Genomic DNA, 14,968 nt, shown 5'->3' on the forward strand with positions numbered 1-14,968 from the left:
TTCTGAGGAGCCACCACCACCGCCAAGCGCTGCGCCCCCAGCTGGGCCGCTTCCTCCGCGATCAGCTCAATACCGGGAGTATCCACCACCGGCAAAAGCTCCTTCGGCACCGTCTTCGTCGCCGGCAGAAAACGAGTACCCATACCCGCCGCCGGCACGACAACCGTCTTCACCGCACCATGGGAAGGCACGGATGATACTTCGTTAGAATTCCGCATAAATATCGAGCCTACATGGCCAGTTGCTGCTATTTTGCTCCGACCCACGTTCTCCGCCCAACCCGAAGGGGGCCACCATGCCAACGCCAACCGAGGACAAGCGAACCCTGCGCGCCCGCCACACCGAATTCCGACGCCGGCTCCGCCGCGACGCCGCTCGCAAGGCAGCGCTCGACGCGGCAATCCTGACCAACGCGGTCGCCTGCATCGACGCGTTCGGCGCACGTGGCGCCAACATCTCCGCCTACAATCCGCTCCCCACCGAGCCAGGCCCGGCAGACTTCGCTGCGCAGCTGCGCCGCCATGCGCGGAGCGTCTTCGTCCCAATCTCGCTGCCGGACTGTGTGCTGGCGTGGTCGCTGGCGGACGGGGCGACGCAGCCCGGCGCGCTCGGTGTCGCGGAACCGACCGGTGCCCGGTTCACCTCCCGCGTCCTCTCCTCCTGCGCGCTGCTCCTGGTTCCCGCGCTGGCCGTCGATGCCCGGGGGATGCGGCTGGGCAAGGGCGCCGGCTATTACGACCGGGCGCTCGCTGGGCTGGACGTGCCCACGGCGGCGGTGCTCTACGACGAGGAAGTCGTCGACGCGGTCCCCCACGACGCGCACGACGTCCCCGTGCGCGCGATCATCACGCCGCGCGGGTGGCGGGAAATTTCGGTGTAGAGGGAACCGCCGCGCGTCCGGCTGCGTCTAATATGCATGGACCTCTCGCAACGACTCACTGGACTCGCCCACCGCCTGCGCACCCCGGGCTATCGACGCTCCGTGCTCCTCCGACGCGCGCTCGCCGCCGCACTCGTCTGCGCCGCAGGCCTCAGCGCGCTGCTCAACGCATCCCGCGCCGACCCCCTGGTCGTCACCTTCGCCCGCCCCGTCGCCGCGGGCGCCCGCGTCACCGATGAGGACCTGCAGCTGCAGCGGGTGCCCGAACGCGTCGTCCCGGAGGGTGCGCTGCGGGAGCAATCCCTGGCCAGCGGGCACATCCTTGCCGCGGGTGCCGCGCCCGGGGAGGTGGTCACCTCCACCCGGCTCGTCGGCCCCGACCTGGTGAGCGAGCTCGTTGCGGGCCAGCCGGAAGGAGAGCCGTTCACCATGGTGCCGGTAGCGCTCGCGGAGCCAGACATCCTGCCCATGCTGCACCACGGCGCCGTCGTGGACGTGATCGCGGAGGGGCCGACGACTGTCGCCTCCGGCGGGCGCATTGTCACCGTTGGCGAGGAAGGCACGGTGCTCGTGCTGATGAGGCGGTCGCAGGCGTCGGCGGTGGCGGCGGCGTCGTTAAGCATGCCCCTCGCCGTCGTTTTGGCCTCTGCTGGCACGCCGGCATAAACTGCGTATCCTTGACACCTGCCATGCGCGCGCATGGCGGTGCCGTTTCTTCCCCCCACTACGCAATGCTCTTGCAAAGGAGTGCATGTTTCATGCTGAAAGGTTTCCGCGATTTTATTCTGCGCGGCAACGTCATCGATCTGGCCGTCGGCGTTGTCATCGGCGCAGCCTTCACCGGGCTGGTCAAGGCGTTCTCTGACGCCATCATCAACCCGCTGCTGAACATCTTCGGCGACGCAGAGGTGGGCGAAGGCTGGAAGATCCCGGTTATCCCGGGCCGCCCCGAGACCGCCCTCGACCTGGGCATGCTGGTCTCCGCGGCGATCAACTTCCTGCTCATCGCCGCGGTGGTCTACTTCCTCATCGTCGCGCCGATGAACAAGCTCAATGAGATGCAGAAGCGCAAGCGGGGCATCCCCGAAGACGTCGCTGCCCCGACCGAAACGGAGCTGCTCACCGAGATCCGCGACCTGCTCGCCGGCCAGTCCCCGGAGCAGGCAGGCAGCACCACCCCGCCCGCGACCAGCGACTAGTCCCCGCCGTGGTGGGGCGGGCGCTCGTAATCGTAGAACTCCCGCCCCGTCAGCTCCGCGGCCGGGTCCCCGTCTTCCTCAAAGCGCACCGCGCGTTCGCCATCGCCCCCGGCCCCCGTGACCGCCGCGTCCGCCGTGCGGTCGTAGTCCACGTCCGCGACGCGCCGCGCCCTTCGCCGCTGCCGCGTCATTTCTGCACGGTGTAGCTGTTGAGCTCCGAGATCAGGTGGTCCACCAGCGGCGCGATGGTGGCCACGCCGTCACGAATCGCCTGCCGGCTCGGGGCCAGGTTGACCACCACGGTGGAGCCGGACACGCCGCAGATGCCGCGGGAGGTGCACGCGTCGACCGCGCCGCAGGCCTGTCCGGAGGAGCGAACCGCCTGCGAGACGCCCGGCACCAGCTTGTCAATCACCGCGCGCGTCGCCTCCGGCGCCTTGTCGCGCGGGCCGACCCCGGTAGCGCCGACGGTGAGCACGAGGTCGACGCCGCCGACCACGCCGGTCTCAATCACCTTGCGGATTTCGGACTTCTTCGACTTGGTGCGCACCACGCCATCGACGTGGTAGCCGTACTCGCCCAGCAACTCCGCAACCATCTCGTGCGTGTTGTCGCCGGGGGCCTCATAGCGGTGATCACCGATGAGCACGATGATGGCCCGGGACGGGGCGGGAGTCTCCTCCGCGAGCTCGGTGGCCCGCAAAAACGCGTCGTCCGGCTCCGCGTTTTCCAGCGCATCAAGTGTTGTGGACATGTGCCTTCTTTCCCTCTCTCGCTTCGACGTTGTTCCGGCCCCGCGACCGGAGGAGTGTCCTTTAACTTACTCGGAACTCAGCGTCACATCTACGGAAACGGGAGCCTCCTCCCCCTCCCGCCGGATCTGCAGGGTGACCGTCTCGCCGAAGTCGTGGGAACGCGTCGCTGCGATGAGCGCGTCGGCGGAATCGATCAACCGGTCGCCCACCTGCGTAATCACGTCGCCCTTGCGCACGCCAGCCTGCTCCGCGGGGCTATTCGGCTCCACGCCGGCCACGACGGCGCCGTCGTCGCCCATATCCATGGCGCTCACCCGCACTCCCAGCATCGGCTGAGAGGCGCTGCCCTTGTCAATCAGCTGCTGCGCCACGCGCTTGGCAAAGTTGGACGGGATTGCAAAGCCCAGGCCGATGGAGCCGCCCTGCGATTCCTGCCCGTAGCCGCCCGCGGACAGCGACGCGATCACGGAGTTCATGCCGATGAGGTTGCCGTGCATGTCCACCAGCGGTCCGCCCGAGTTACCGGGGTTAATCGCGGCGTCCGTCTGGATGCCGTCCATCAGCGAGCTCTCGCCACCGCCTTGCGACGCCCGCACCGGTCGGTTCAGCGCCGAGACGATACCGCTGGTCACCGTCGCAGACAGGCCCAGCGGCGAGCCGACGGCCACCACCTCCTGGCCGACGGCGAGCTGGTCGGAGTCGCCGAACTGCATCGTCGGCAGGTCCTTCACGCCCTCAATCTTGATCACACCGACGTCGGTGTTCACGTCGCTGGCCACGAAGGTGGCGTCGTGGCGCGAGCCGTCATTCAGCGTGACCTGGATCCGGGACTGCGAGCTCGCCGCATCGGCGATCACGTGGTGGTTCGTCAGCACGTAGCCGTCCGAGGAGATGATGGAGCCTGAGCCTTCCGCCGACGCACGCGGCGTCTGCACCACGATCGAGACCACGGCGGGCAGGACCTGCGACGCCACGTCTTCGACCGAGCCCTTCGGCGCCGCCTGTGCCTCCCCCTGGCCGTTCTGCTGGTCGTTCTGCGGAGCCGGGGCTGCCGGCGCTTCCAGGGCGCTGTACGAGCTCCCCTCACCGTCGTTGACTTTGCTCACCACGTACCCGGAACTAGCGCCCCCGACAAGCGCTGCGACGAGTGCGGTGGCGATGACGGTCCCCGCACCGAATCGACGCTTCTCGCGAGCCCCCTCCGGCGCGCTTGGCGCCTGGTCGGCGTAGTACACGGTCGGCCCGTCCTGGCGCGTCTCCGTCAGTGCGGGGGATGTATCTGTGTTGCTAGTAACACGATCCGAGCCGCCGCTCGCTGCGCGACGGGGGTTGCGTGGATCCTCTGGAAAAGTCATGAGGGTAATTATCAACCTTTCTGCTGGAGCCAGTCTTGATGCCTGAACAGACTCCACCTAAAGTTATCTGAACGTTACCTGTGTGCCGTGCGCTGGCGCAATGCCGCTTATCGACGAAACCCCGCCCGGTGAGATCCCTCCCACCAAGCGGGGCAACGCGACCGTACACATACGCGCTTGCTAGTCCTCCGCAGGCGGGCGCCACCCCGGGAACACGACACGCATGCGGGTGCCCCCGTCGTCGGATTCCTCGACGAAGATCTGGGCGTTGTGGCGGTCGAGCACCTGTTTCACAATCGCCAGGCCCAGGCCCGAGCCCGGCATCGCGCGCGACTCCGGGGCGCGGTAGAACCGTTCGAAGACGCGGGCGCGCTCCTTCGGGGCAATGCCGGGGCCGGAATCGTCGACAATCAGCACCGCCTTCGTCGTGGCCGCCTTGAGCGAGATGCGGACGGTGCCGCCGTCCGGGGACCACTTGGCGGCGTTGTCGATCAAGTTAATCGGCGCGCGCCCCATGGCGAAGTGGTCGCCCATGATGACCCACGGGTCGGCGTGGAACTGGAACGTGACGTCCGGGCGGCGGCGACGCACGCGGTCCAGCGCCTCCTCCAGGATCATGTCGAGACGGAGCTCAGTGAACTCCGTGTTCGGAGAGTCCTCGCGCGCAAGGTCGACGAGGTCTCCAATCAGCGTGGACATCTCCTCCATCTGCGCCAGCACGTCCCGCTCCAGGTTCTCGCGCTCCTCGGGCGAGATCATGTCCTGGTGGCCGGACTTGTACATCATCATGAACAGCTCAATGTTGGTGCGCATGGACGTCAGCGGCGTCTTCAGCTCATGGCCCGCGTCTGCGACGAGCTGCGTCTGTCGGGTACGCGAGTCCTGGAGCGTCTGGATCATCCGGTTGAACGAGCGGCTGATGTTGGCTAGCTCGTCGTCGCCCTCAACCGGGAGCGGCTTGAGCTCCTCGGTCCGGGTCACCTCGTCCACCGCTTTTTGCAGCCTGCGCAGTGGATACAAACCGGTCGCGGCGACAACGGACGCGACGGCCCATGCCATCGCAATGCCGAGGCACAGGATGACCAGCAGCGCCGCACCGGAGCTGCCCTGCAGCCGGCGCGAGGGATCCACCTGCTGGGCGAGCGCCACCGCAGAGCCGTCGTCCTTGCGGAGGACCAGGATGCGCTCCCCGCCCGCAGTACGGACCGAGATTTCTTCGCCGTCCGCTTCCCTGTGGAACGCCCCACCGATCGCGATCGCATCGCCGTAATAGCGATTGGACTGCGGCGGCGACACCGCTGCGTGGATCTGCGGGTTGAAGTACTTAAACGCCGCTATCTTCCCCTCAAGCTCATCGACGGGGTGCCTTTCCACCTCGTCCATCAGCGCATCCGCCTTCACCCGGAGGTCGCTATCCATTGAATTCGTGATCGTCGTGGCGGCAGCCCAGAAGCTGACCAGGGCGGTGACCAAGATGGTGAAGGCGACCATCACGCCAGTCAGCACCACGAGCTGCTGGCGCAGAGAAAGTCCGAGCCCAAGGAACCGGGAGCCGCGGAAACCTGACGCCTTCGCGCCCCCCTGCTCGTCGATCCACGCGTCCTTATCGCGCTGGTAAGTCTCGGCTGATTGCCGAAGGATCACGGTGCAGTCTCCCGCAGCACGTAACCAACGCCGCGGACGGTGTGGATCAGGCGCGGCTCGCCCGCTGCCTCCGTCTTGCGCCGGAGGTAGCCGATGTACACCTCGAGCGCGTTGCCGGAGGTTGGGAAGTCGTAGCCCCACACCTCTTCCAGGATGGTCTGGCGGGTGAGCACGCGACGCGGGTTCTGCATCAGCAGGTGCAGCAGCGCGAACTCGGTGCGCGTCAGCGAGATGGTACGGGAGCCGCGCGTGACGTCACGGGTCTCCGGGTTGAGCGTGAGGTCCTCGAACTTCAGCGCGGAGGACTCGTGGTCGCCGCCCTCGATGGAATCCGCGCGGGCACGGCGCAGCAGGGAGCGAACGCGGGCAAGGAGCTCTTCGAGCGCGAACGGCTTGGGAAGGTAGTCGTCGGCACCGGCATCCAGCCCCGCCACCCTGTCAGACACGCCGTCACGCGCCGTAAGCATCAGCACGGGCCGATCGTAGCCGGACGAACGCAGCGTACGGCACACGCCAAGCCCGTCAAGCTTAGGCATCATCACGTCAAGGATGGTCAGGTCCGGCTCTTCCGCGCGGATCAGATCCAGCGCCTCTTCGCCGTCTTCCGCCAGGCACACCTCGTACCCGTTGAAGCGAAGAGAGCGCCGTAAGGATTCACGCACGGCCTGCTCATCATCGGCCACAAGAATTTTCATGTTTCTATTATGGCTTACTCGATGATTTTTGGCGCATAAGACCGCAAAAAAGCCGATTCCCCAGGTCAGGGAACCGGCTTCCGGTGGAGCTGAGCCTAGAACTGCTCCACGTCAATCAGGCCAGCCTGCGCGGCCTTGACCAGGCGACGCGGGATGCGAACTTCCTGGCCGTCGATCTTGACGGTCTGCAGTGCAGCGTTGTCAGCCTTCCACTGCGAGCGACGCATGCGGGTGTTTGCGCGGGACTTCTTAAACTTCGGGGTAGCCATTTCTCAATTCCTCCTTTACGCCTACTTAGCGGACTTCTTCTTACGGCGAGCCATGCCACCGAAGCGCTGGTTGAACTTCTCAACGCGGCCAGCGGTGTCCATGAGGCGCTGTGCGCCGGTCCAGAACGGGTGGGACTCAGCGGTCACGTCGACAACGATGAGCGGGTACTCGTTGCCGTCCTCCCACTGGTCGGTACGGTCGGAGGTCTTGGTGGAGCGAGTCAGGAACTTGTGGCCCGTGTTCGCGTCCTGGAAAATCACCGGGTGGTAATCCGGATGAATATCCTTCTTCATATACTTCGTCTCCCTCAGGATTGAACTTCAGGTCGTCTCCTCCGCGAGGATCGTGCCTGAGTTGGGTGCGAAAATGGTCAAGTGCACAGCGATTGCTGAACAACCTGCAGAATTATACTGCTTCAGGGTGCATTTCCCTAATCGCGCATGTTTGCTTTTCGACGCCACAGCACCAGCGCCCCAGCCAACGCTTGCGCCAGGCCGAGCACGAGCCATGCAACGTTGCCCAGCTCAACCGGATAAGCCAAGCTCAATACCGCAAGCATGAGGTGCATGCCGCCGTGCGAGCCTGCGGCCCACCAGAAGCTACCAAAGCGGTAGACCAGCGCCGCACCCAAAATGGACATCCCGAAGGGCATCACCAGGTAGACGAGGTGGTCCAGCGCACTTTGTTGCCCACCGGCAGAAGTCAGGTGAATCAACGTGAAGGCGACCGTTGTCCACACGATGGTGAGAGTTTCTCGGTGCCGCGTGAGATCGAACAGCCAGCCGCGGTAAAGCAGCTCTTCGGGGATCCCTTGCAGCAGGTATGCGCGCACCAGGATCCACGCCAATACTGCGCCCAGCGGATAGTCGCCAGCGTCGACTGCCTCTGGCACCGCCGGCCCGGGCCCGAGGATCGCCGCGAGCACCGCCCACCCCACGAGCATCGGCACGGACACCACGAGCGTGCCGCCGACAAGGCCCCAGGCCCCGCGCCAGTTGATGCCGGAGCGCTCAACGAAGCGCGCCCACACAACGACGAACGCGACCACCAGGACGGGTGTAAGGCAGAACAGGAGCGTTTCATCTACGTATGGGACGAGCGGGACCCGAGCGAAGTTTGCGCCCATGAGCACACCCGTAGCAATGATGGCGCGGAGCACGAGACCGAGTGCGTTAACAGGAATTCTTGGGTTCATGGTGCACGACTTTATTGAGCACACACTGGCTTAAATAGTGGATGCGGTCACCAAAATCCATGACCCGAGTCATGGGTGTCAGCCGGTACGTTTGGACACCATGAACCGTGTCCACCTCCACCTTTTGGACAGCATTCTGGTGTTCGCCACCATGCTGTACCTCAACTTCGCGTCAGCCGCGCTCGCGCGAGAGGAAGTACTTTTTGCGGTCGCCCTGCTCACCGTCGCGGCGTGGGTGGCGTGGCGCAAGACGGAGCATAAGGCTGCCGCAGTGGTCTTCTCCCTGTGCGCGTTCGCTGTCTTCGCTACGGCGAATAACCCGATCAGCATCCTCGTCCTGTGGTGCGCCGTCGTTGCGTTACATATGAGCCTGGGCAAACGTGCAGCGTACCTCTACGCTGGTGCGATCGTCGTGGCTTCTTTTCTCGCACAGCTGAAGGTCCAGGCCCCGGTGAGCAAGGTCGCGATCGAGACACTCTCCGGCGCTGCCGCAGCCGCAGCGGGACTCAACCTGGCTTCGACGGTCGCTCGGCAGCGCTGGCACGAGGCGCGCCAGCAGGACATGGCGATGGCGAAAGAGCGCGAGAGAATCGCCGCAACGCTTCACGACGCCCTCGGGCACCGCCTCACCACTATCGGGCTTAGCCTCGACTACGCACTCCGCATCCCCGACGCGGAAAAGCGCGATAGTGAGATCGCGAGGGCACGCGCTAGTGTCTCGGAAGCTTTGCACGAGATGCGGGCAACTGTGCGGGCGATGAAGCCTGCCGCACATCCGGACGAAGACATCGAGTCCGCACTTTCCCATTTAGCGGAGTCATTCGCCTCAACTTCGCTGGAGGTGCAATTCACCCACGCCCCGCACACAACGGGCGCAAAGCACTCCACCGAGGAGCGTATGCTCATGCTGCATTTTTGCCAGGAAGCATTGACAAATGTGTTGCGGCATTCGCACGCAACGAAAGCACAGATCCTGCTTGATCATGGCTCACTTGCCGTGGTTGACAACGGGACCGGCATGGCCGGGCCGGAGGCGTTCGGCATCACGTCTCTTCGCGACCGCGCTGCCGGCCTCAAGGGCGACATCGTGACGCTCGCCCACGGCGGCATTGACGGCGGGTTCCGGATCGAGTTGCACCTGAAGGAGAAGGCATGACCACGCGCGCGCTGCTCATCGACGACCACCAGATGCTTCTGCGCGGCCTCCAGCTCATTCTGGATACCGACGGCCGGGTCGAGGTCGCCGCGACAACTACCGACGGAAAACAAGCGCTGGACCTTGCCCGCCGCTTTGATGTCGACGTGGTGGTCACCGATGCTGCAATGCCGGGCACCGACGGGCTCGAGGTCGTTCGCGCCTGCAACCCACACGTCCCTACCCTCGTGCTCACCACGTTTGATGACGCAAACCTGGTCAAGAGCTTGCTCGACGCCGGCGCCTCCGGATACATCCTGAAAGACGTTTCCCCGGAAGAATTGGCAAACGCTATCGTCGCGACCGCCCAAGGTGGACTCGTTCTCGACCCGCGGATCGCCCGCTACGCAGCGGGAAACCCGCAGCTGGCAATCCTAACCCCCACAGAACGCTCCGTCGCCGAAAAAGTCGCACGTGGAATGAGCAACCAGGAAATTGCCGGTGCGCTTTTCCTGGCTGAAGGCACCGTGAAAAACCACGTGTCCGCTCTACTCCGAAAACTCAAAGCACGCGACCGAACGGTGCTCGCCTTGCGTTTAGCCAAAGCATTAGGGCTCTAGGCTCCGCCCCCTGTGTGGCCGGGAAGCGAAATCGCCTGAGATTAGGAAATTTGGCGCTAAACATGTATCGTTGACTCTCGCTGTTGTCGAAGTACACGTATACGCCTACGTCAACCGATTGCACCAGACGCTCTCGCGGACCCTCACTCCGCTTTGCAGTGGCGTCATCCTCACTTGTGATCAGTGCGTGGGCGGCAGAAGAGAAAGAAGTCAACCCATGTCGGCACATTGCCAGGTCACGGGACGCGAGCCAAAGTTTGGCAAGACCGTCTCGCACTCGCACCGCCGCCACTCGCGCCGTTGGAACCCCAACGTGCAGAAGCGCCGGTTCTACCTGCCCTCCGAGGGCCGTACCATTACTCTGAACGTTTCTACCAAGGGTCTGAAGATCATCGACCGTGACGGCATCGAGTCCGTCGTGGCAAAGATCCGCGCACGAGGTGAGAAGATCTAATGGCACGTAACGATATTCGCCCGATCATCAAGCTGAAGAGCACCGCGGGCACTGGTTTTACCTACGTCACCCGCAAGAACAAGCGCAACAACCCGGATCGCATCACGCTGAAGAAGTACGACCCGGTTGTGCGCAAGCACGTCGAATTCCGCGAGGAGCGATAATCAATGGCTAAGAAGTCGAAGATCGCCAAGAACGAGAAGCGCAAGGAGATCGTTGCTCGTTACGCAGAGCGACGCAACGAGCTCAAGGCAATCATCCGCAACCCGGAGACCTCGGACGAGGACCGCCTGGACGCGCAGTTTGAGCTGAACCGCCAGCCCCGCGACGCTTCCCCGTCGCGCGTACGCAACCGTGACTCTCGCGATGGCCGCCCCCGCGGCTACCTGCGTAAGTTCGGTGTGTCCCGTGTCCGTATGCGCGAGATGGCTCACCGCGGTGAGCTGCCTGGCGTCCGTAAGTCTTCGTGGTAAGGAGGAATTGACCAATGAAGCGCAATAACCAACGCAAGGCGCGCATGGAGCAGTCCCGCCGCCCGAAGAAGAACCCGCTCAAGGCCAAGGGCATTGAGAAGGTCGACTACAAGGATATTGAGACCCTGCGTCTGTTTATCTCTGACCGTCACAAGATCCGTTCCCGCCGCGTCACCGGTTTGACCCCGCAGCAGCAGCGTCAGGTTGCTACCGCCGTCAAGAACGCGCGCGAGATGGCTCTTCTGCCGTTCACCACCCGCTAACCAGCGGTTGACGTCAACAGCGTAGAGTTTTCGACCCAAAGCCTGCCCCGCCCGGACACGATTCCGGTGCGGGGCAGGCTTTTTCATGCGCTGCCGCTACCTTTCTAACGATTGAAAGGCCGCGGCGTGCAGTAGACTAGGAACGCACACGCGTCGCTGCCGTCCCCGCAGACCGGCGCCGCCTTGAGAGGAGTAGTGGATGAGCGGAAACGTGGGTCGCCCCCGCAAGAACAGCCCCCGTCGTCGCGGCAAGACAGCCCGCGACGAAATCCTCGACGCATCCTCGGAATTGTTCACCCGCCGCGGCTTCTCCACCACGTCCACGCACCAGATCGCGGAGGCCGTGGGCATCCGCCAGGCGTCGCTGTACTACCACTTCCCCTCCAAGAACGACATCTTCCTTACCCTGCTCAAGGGCACGATCCAACCGGCGTTGGACCTCGCCTCGGACCTGGCGGAGTCGGACGCGTCGCCCGCGCTGAAGCTGTGGGCGCTGTGCGCCGCCGAGACGCGCATCCTGCTGTCTTCCAATTGGAACATCGGTCGCCTCTACCAGCTGCCGACGCTGGAATCGGAGGAGTTCGAGGAGTACCACGAGGCGCGCGCAAAGCTCGAGGGCATCTATCGCGACCTCGCGGCGCAAATCGTCGGCGATGACGACCCACGCATCGAGCTTCCGTTCCACATGACGCTCGCCGCGATTGAGATGCGCGACAACACCGGTGTGGCGCCCTACCCGCTTGTCGACGATGCTCTGCCCGCCCCCTCCGTCACGATCGCCGATGCGGTGCTCGACGTGCTCCACGCCGAGCTTCCCTCTTGCCGTGGCGAGCGCACCCTGGAACTGGTGGCGAAGGTGTCGGGGAACCCGGAGTAGCAGCGGGGCTCACGGCTGGCAGCGCGCCACCGGCAGTAACTCGGTTCCCTCCCCCAACCGCTGCGCCATCGCGTTGAGCATCTGCTGCCCTGTCTCGTACGCGCCGTCCGCGGGGAGCGCGGTGAGTGCCACGGGCACGTAGCTCCCGTCCGCGCGCGGCACGAGGCCGAACTGTCGCACCTGATACATGCCTGCTGTGTCCGGGCCCCACCCGCCCTTGAACAGGGCCCCAAGCGTCCCCAGCCCGTAGGACTGGCCCGGGTCGACCTGCCCCATGAGCTGGAGTACCTGCCCGGCGCCAGCAATGCACGCGAGCGAGTCGGCGAGCTGTGCTTCATCGCTGACCGAGAGGGCGGTCTGGCCGAACGTGGAGAACTCCGGACGGGTCTTCGCCGTATTTACAGGCACGGTAAGGCCGGACTCGCTGAGCACCGCATCCACCGCGTCGGCACCTGCGGTGGCGTAGAGCCGTTCCGCAGCGGCGTTGTCCGAGGCGGTGATGGCGGCGGCGACGTCGCCGGAGGCAGCGGGATCGGCGCGGAGCGCGGCGATCGCGATGGGCACCTTAATCGTCGACCACGCCGCGGTCGCCCCCTGCTCCCCTGAGGCCACTACTCCGTTCGGCCCGGCGACGGCGGCGCCGGCGGTGCCCCAGGCGGAGGCGGCCTGCACGGTGGCGTCGAGAAGCGACTGCGCGTCAGGGGTCGCTGCGCTGTGCTCAGTCGTGGACGGGGCAGGTGCGGGTGCGAGCGGAGGCGTGACAAACTCGGTGGACTTCACCACGACTGTCGATGGTTCCTGCTGCGTCCCAGTCGGCACGGTACAGGACGACAAGGCGCAGGCGAACACAGCAAACGCCGCGGAGGCTCTCGCACGGCCGCGAGGGACTACCAAATCCGGACCCTGGCGTTATTGCCGCCGGAGCAGTACACGGTGCTGCCGCCGCTGCACGACATGGTGTAGGTGTATCCCGTCCGCGGGCTGTACGCAGAGATCGTGACGTTCGTGCTGCCCGAACTGTTGTACGCGTCGACGAACTCGCTGTACACGTTCGCGGCAAACGGCCCGGTGGTCACCCCGGTATCGGCCGCGTAATGCGAGTACGTGTGACGCGAGGGCGCCGGTGCTGCCGGGGCGGGCTCCTCGGCCTGCTGCTGGGCGGGCGCCTCCTGCTGGAGCGTCTGGGTCTCCACATCCGTAATGGTCACCGGCTCGCTCGAGCCGCTGAACGCCCCGGAACCAAACAGGTACGCAAGCACGCCCACTATCGCGGCGAGCAGGACCCCAATGATGGCGATGAGCCACGGGGTCCAGTTTCGGCGATTCTCCTCGTGGTACGGGTACTGCCCCTGGCCGTACGCCGGACCGTATTGCTGTGGTGGATATTGCTGCGGTGCGTATTGCTGCTGGGGCTGCTGCGGGTACTGGCCCGAGAACTGTACCGTCTCGGTGTCCGCGGCGGCCCACTGCTCCGTGCTGGGGTTCACGTCGCCTTGGCCGTACTTACTGCTCATTGTCGCGCCTTTCCCGAGGCGCGGGGGCGCGCCGAGGGTCATGTATGCAAATTGGGGGTTCTGGGAAATGATAAATCAACATCTGCCAAAATGTTGAAATTCACCGTGCATTTCCCTCACCGCCAGCTGGGTGCGCTACCGGCTCGTCGTCGGGCTGGTCTTGGTCGTCTTCGAGGCTTGTGGCTTCTTCGTCTTGCTCGCCGTTGCAGTGCTTGTCGACGCCCCCGTGCCCGCCTTCGACGACGCCACAGCCGAGGACTTCTTCGACGTCTTTGAGGCTTTCGGTGTCTTCGACGTCTTTGGCGCCGCCGTGCTCGTCGGCGCGGGAGCCGGCGCCACCCTCGTCGTCGTCACCTCCGTGACCTGCGTTGACGTCACGACCATGGTGCTGGTAACACTCTCGGGTTGCTTCGCGCCCTGCGCGAGGCCACTCACCGAGGTGTAAAAGAGCGCCCCCATGATGAGCGCGGCCGCCCCGACCAGACCGCCGACGAGCCAGGTACCAACCGCCCCGCGGCGGTCGTCGTCCTGAGTCTCGTCCTGATATTCATCGACCTGCTGCGCGGGAAGGACCTGGGTAGGCGGGTCAACCTCCTGGTCACGCTCGTACTCGCGTTGTCGGTCGACCACGCACTACCGCCTTTCTTATTTCGGCCTGCAGAGTGTGCAGGTTTCACAAGAGGTTAGCAGCGCGCGGTGGGCAGGGTCCCGCGCATCCCGTCAAGGCCGCGTGCGAGTTCGCTGAGCATTTGGGTGCTCTCCGCGTAGCCGCCGTGGCTGAACGCGGTGATCGCCACGGCGACATCGCCGTTCGGGCCCGGGACCAGGCCGAATTGCCGGGCCACGTAGCCGTCCTCGTGCGTGTTCCAGCCGCCCTTGAAGCGGGCCCCGCCGATCTGGCCAAGGCCCCAGCGCTGATCCGGGGTGATCTGCCCCATGAGGTCCAGCACCGGCTCGTGGCCCGCGACGCAGCGCAGCCCGGAGGCAAACTGCGCCTGGCCGGAGGTGCTCCAAAGGGTATCCATCCCGTACGCGGCGGAGGTCGTCGTGGCGGAACCCGCCTGCTGGATCACCTTGACGGACTCGGCGCCAGGGACCTGGTTGTACATGCGGTAGGCGGCGTCGTTGTCGGAAACGGTAATGGCAAGGCGGGCATCGTTGGCAAAACCCGGGCTCTGGCGCAGGGCGGCGATGGCCAGCGGCACCTTCATGGTGGAAAACGCCGGGTACGCGGCGTTGTCTCCGGCGGTGATCTGCGCGCCATTGCCCGCGACCGAGACGGCGACGCGGCCGTTGTGGTGCCCCTCCACCGCGCGTACCAACCCATCCAGGGCCGCCTGGTGGTCGACGGCGGGCTGCGCGGCGGTGCCCGGCGCGTGGGACGGCTGCCCCTCCTGGCCGGGCTGCTTCGGCCGCAGCTGCGGCGGGACCTGTTGCTTGATGTTGTCGGGCAGGCCGTTGTAGGCCTGCACGTACGCATCGCCGATGACAGGGAGATCCTCCACCGCCGGCATCACCGGCAGGGAGATCCCCATGGCCATCAGCGCCGCGGTAATTTGCTTCGCCCACGGCTGCGAAGATAGTTGCGAGGACACGAATCTGCGCTCCCTACGTCACGTTGCTGCCGTTTATTTACGGC

General features: G+C 65.2%; 21 protein-coding genes and 1 pseudogene. 10 read left to right on the top strand and 12 right to left on the bottom strand.

The window, feature by feature from the left end; translation table 11 throughout:
• Positions 1-143 (bottom strand): annotated as a pseudogene (locus FPH17_RS10605) (UTP--glucose-1-phosphate uridylyltransferase); the annotation flags it as partial.
• 152 nt (positions 144-295) lie between these two features.
• Here FPH17_RS10605 and FPH17_RS10610 point away from each other — a divergent pair.
• The 3 genes from FPH17_RS10610 (at position 296) to mscL (ending at position 2,079) form a co-directional block, all read left to right on the top strand.
• Positions 296-880, top strand: a complete 585-nt coding sequence (locus FPH17_RS10610; protein WP_154880456.1) for a 5-formyltetrahydrofolate cyclo-ligase — start codon at positions 296-298, stop codon at positions 878-880.
• A 36-nt stretch (positions 881-916) separates the two neighbouring features.
• Positions 917-1,546 carry an SAF domain-containing protein gene (locus FPH17_RS10615; RefSeq protein WP_095535744.1) on the top strand — a complete coding sequence of 210 codons (630 nt, stop codon included), beginning with the start codon at positions 917-919 and terminating at the stop codon, positions 1,544-1,546.
• Positions 1,547-1,638: 92 nt separating this feature from the next.
• On the top strand, positions 1,639-2,079 hold the full coding sequence (gene mscL / locus FPH17_RS10620; protein WP_154880458.1) for a large-conductance mechanosensitive channel protein MscL: 441 nt from the start codon (positions 1,639-1,641) through the stop codon (positions 2,077-2,079).
• A 187-nt stretch (positions 2,080-2,266) separates the two neighbouring features.
• On the opposite strand, the gene FPH17_RS10625 is transcribed toward mscL, so the two are convergent.
• From FPH17_RS10625 to FPH17_RS10655, 7 genes are all read right to left on the bottom strand, one after another.
• A complete protein-coding gene (locus FPH17_RS10625) occupies positions 2,267-2,833 on the bottom strand; it encodes a MogA/MoaB family molybdenum cofactor biosynthesis protein (RefSeq protein WP_154880460.1) in 567 nt (188 codons plus the stop codon).
• A gap of 66 nt (positions 2,834-2,899) precedes the next feature.
• Entirely contained in the window at positions 2,900-4,189 is a 1,290-nt protein-coding gene (locus FPH17_RS10630) for a trypsin-like peptidase domain-containing protein (RefSeq protein WP_154880462.1), read from the bottom strand.
• 180 nt (positions 4,190-4,369) lie between these two features.
• Entirely contained in the window at positions 4,370-5,833 is a 1,464-nt protein-coding gene (locus FPH17_RS10635; protein WP_244288107.1) for a sensor histidine kinase, read from the bottom strand.
• Positions 5,830-6,528, bottom strand: coding sequence for a response regulator transcription factor (locus FPH17_RS10640; RefSeq protein WP_095535748.1), 699 nt, complete (start codon positions 6,526-6,528; stop codon positions 5,830-5,832). The genes FPH17_RS10635 and FPH17_RS10640 overlap by 4 nt, the downstream gene beginning before the upstream one ends.
• 95 nt (positions 6,529-6,623) lie before the next feature.
• The gene (gene rpmF, locus FPH17_RS10645) at positions 6,624-6,797 is read right to left on the bottom strand and encodes a 50S ribosomal protein L32 (RefSeq protein ID WP_095277040.1); all 174 of its coding nucleotides are present in this window, start codon (positions 6,795-6,797) and stop codon (positions 6,624-6,626) included.
• A gap of 21 nt (positions 6,798-6,818) precedes the next feature.
• Entirely contained in the window at positions 6,819-7,091 is a 273-nt protein-coding gene (locus FPH17_RS10650) for a type B 50S ribosomal protein L31 (protein ID WP_154880464.1), read from the bottom strand.
• 137 nt (positions 7,092-7,228) lie between these two features.
• Positions 7,229-7,993, bottom strand: coding sequence for a CPBP family intramembrane glutamic endopeptidase (locus tag FPH17_RS10655; protein WP_154880466.1), 765 nt, complete (start codon positions 7,991-7,993; stop codon positions 7,229-7,231).
• A 100-nt stretch (positions 7,994-8,093) separates the two neighbouring features.
• Here FPH17_RS10655 and FPH17_RS10660 point away from each other — a divergent pair, with 100 nt between their 5' ends.
• The 7 genes from FPH17_RS10660 (at position 8,094) to FPH17_RS10690 (ending at position 11,815) form a co-directional block, all read left to right on the top strand.
• A complete protein-coding gene (locus FPH17_RS10660) occupies positions 8,094-9,149 on the top strand; it encodes a sensor histidine kinase (protein ID WP_154880468.1) in 1,056 nt (351 codons plus the stop codon).
• Positions 9,146-9,748 (top strand): response regulator, encoded by a 603-nt coding sequence (locus FPH17_RS10665; RefSeq protein WP_095535751.1) that lies wholly within the window; start codon positions 9,146-9,148, stop codon positions 9,746-9,748. The genes FPH17_RS10660 and FPH17_RS10665 overlap by 4 nt, the downstream gene beginning before the upstream one ends.
• 217 nt (positions 9,749-9,965) lie before the next feature.
• Entirely contained in the window at positions 9,966-10,202 is a 237-nt protein-coding gene (rpmB, locus tag FPH17_RS10670) for a 50S ribosomal protein L28 (RefSeq protein ID WP_095277046.1), read from the top strand.
• Complete coding sequence (gene rpmG, locus FPH17_RS10675) at positions 10,202-10,366, top strand: 50S ribosomal protein L33 (RefSeq protein ID WP_006841072.1); 165 nt, start codon at positions 10,202-10,204, stop codon at positions 10,364-10,366. The genes rpmB and rpmG overlap by 1 nt, the downstream gene beginning before the upstream one ends.
• A gap of 3 nt (positions 10,367-10,369) precedes the next feature.
• Positions 10,370-10,675: a 30S ribosomal protein S14 gene (gene rpsN / locus FPH17_RS10680; RefSeq protein ID WP_095277048.1), complete on the top strand. Its 306-nt coding sequence runs from the start codon at positions 10,370-10,372 to the stop codon at positions 10,673-10,675.
• A 14-nt stretch (positions 10,676-10,689) separates the two neighbouring features.
• Positions 10,690-10,938, top strand: coding sequence for a 30S ribosomal protein S18 (gene rpsR / locus FPH17_RS10685; protein WP_095277051.1), 249 nt, complete (start codon positions 10,690-10,692; stop codon positions 10,936-10,938).
• Between the two features lie 199 nt (positions 10,939-11,137).
• Positions 11,138-11,815: a TetR/AcrR family transcriptional regulator gene (locus tag FPH17_RS10690; protein ID WP_154880470.1), complete on the top strand. Its 678-nt coding sequence runs from the start codon at positions 11,138-11,140 to the stop codon at positions 11,813-11,815.
• Positions 11,816-11,824: 9 nt separating this feature from the next.
• Here FPH17_RS10690 and FPH17_RS10695 read toward each other — a convergent pair whose 3' ends face one another.
• The 4 genes from FPH17_RS10695 to FPH17_RS10710 form a co-directional block, all read right to left on the bottom strand.
• Positions 11,825-12,634, bottom strand: coding sequence for a hypothetical protein (locus FPH17_RS10695; protein ID WP_238397064.1), 810 nt, complete (start codon positions 12,632-12,634; stop codon positions 11,825-11,827).
• Between the two features lie 68 nt (positions 12,635-12,702).
• Positions 12,703-13,329, bottom strand: coding sequence for a hypothetical protein (locus FPH17_RS10700; protein ID WP_095537736.1), 627 nt, complete (start codon positions 13,327-13,329; stop codon positions 12,703-12,705).
• Positions 13,330-13,464: 135 nt separating this feature from the next.
• The gene (locus tag FPH17_RS10705) at positions 13,465-13,959 is read right to left on the bottom strand and encodes a hypothetical protein (RefSeq protein WP_133064848.1); all 495 of its coding nucleotides are present in this window, start codon (positions 13,957-13,959) and stop codon (positions 13,465-13,467) included.
• 53 nt (positions 13,960-14,012) lie between these two features.
• Positions 14,013-14,924, bottom strand: a complete 912-nt coding sequence (locus FPH17_RS10710; RefSeq protein ID WP_154880472.1) for a serine hydrolase — start codon at positions 14,922-14,924, stop codon at positions 14,013-14,015.
• Between the last annotated feature and the right edge of the window lie 44 nt (positions 14,925-14,968).

Source organism: Corynebacterium gottingense (assembly GCF_007559235.1).
Taxonomy (GTDB): Bacteria; Actinomycetota; Actinomycetes; order Mycobacteriales; family Mycobacteriaceae; genus Corynebacterium; species Corynebacterium gottingense.

Bases quoted from the DNA above. Each gene is read 5' to 3' on its own strand.
- FPH17_RS10665 (WP_095535751.1), top strand. From the start codon at position 9,146: ATGACCACGCGCGCGCTGCTCATCGACGACCACCAGATGCTTCTGCGC.
- FPH17_RS10660 (WP_154880468.1), top strand. From the start codon at position 8,094: ATGAACCGTGTCCACCTCCACCTTTTGGACAGCATTCTGGTGTTCGCC.
- rpsN (WP_095277048.1), top strand. From the start codon at position 10,370: ATGGCTAAGAAGTCGAAGATCGCCAAGAACGAGAAGCGCAAGGAGATC.
- FPH17_RS10700 (WP_095537736.1), bottom strand. From the start codon at position 13,329: ATGAGCAGTAAGTACGGCCAAGGCGACGTGAACCCCAGCACGGAGCAG.
- rpmB (WP_095277046.1), top strand. From the start codon at position 9,966: ATGTCGGCACATTGCCAGGTCACGGGACGCGAGCCAAAGTTTGGCAAG.
- rpsR (WP_095277051.1), top strand. From the start codon at position 10,690: ATGAAGCGCAATAACCAACGCAAGGCGCGCATGGAGCAGTCCCGCCGC.
- FPH17_RS10615 (WP_095535744.1), top strand. From the start codon at position 917: ATGGACCTCTCGCAACGACTCACTGGACTCGCCCACCGCCTGCGCACC.
- FPH17_RS10610 (WP_154880456.1), top strand. From the start codon at position 296: ATGCCAACGCCAACCGAGGACAAGCGAACCCTGCGCGCCCGCCACACC.
- FPH17_RS10655 (WP_154880466.1), bottom strand. From the start codon at position 7,993: ATGAACCCAAGAATTCCTGTTAACGCACTCGGTCTCGTGCTCCGCGCC.
- FPH17_RS10630 (WP_154880462.1), bottom strand. From the start codon at position 4,189: ATGACTTTTCCAGAGGATCCACGCAACCCCCGTCGCGCAGCGAGCGGC.
- mscL (WP_154880458.1), top strand. From the start codon at position 1,639: ATGCTGAAAGGTTTCCGCGATTTTATTCTGCGCGGCAACGTCATCGAT.
- rpmF (WP_095277040.1), bottom strand. From the start codon at position 6,797: ATGGCTACCCCGAAGTTTAAGAAGTCCCGCGCAAACACCCGCATGCGT.
- FPH17_RS10650 (WP_154880464.1), bottom strand. From the start codon at position 7,091: ATGAAGAAGGATATTCATCCGGATTACCACCCGGTGATTTTCCAGGAC.
- rpmG (WP_006841072.1), top strand. From the start codon at position 10,202: ATGGCACGTAACGATATTCGCCCGATCATCAAGCTGAAGAGCACCGCG.
- FPH17_RS10690 (WP_154880470.1), top strand. From the start codon at position 11,138: ATGAGCGGAAACGTGGGTCGCCCCCGCAAGAACAGCCCCCGTCGTCGC.
- FPH17_RS10640 (WP_095535748.1), bottom strand. From the start codon at position 6,528: ATGAAAATTCTTGTGGCCGATGATGAGCAGGCCGTGCGTGAATCCTTA.
- FPH17_RS10625 (WP_154880460.1), bottom strand. From the start codon at position 2,833: ATGTCCACAACACTTGATGCGCTGGAAAACGCGGAGCCGGACGACGCG.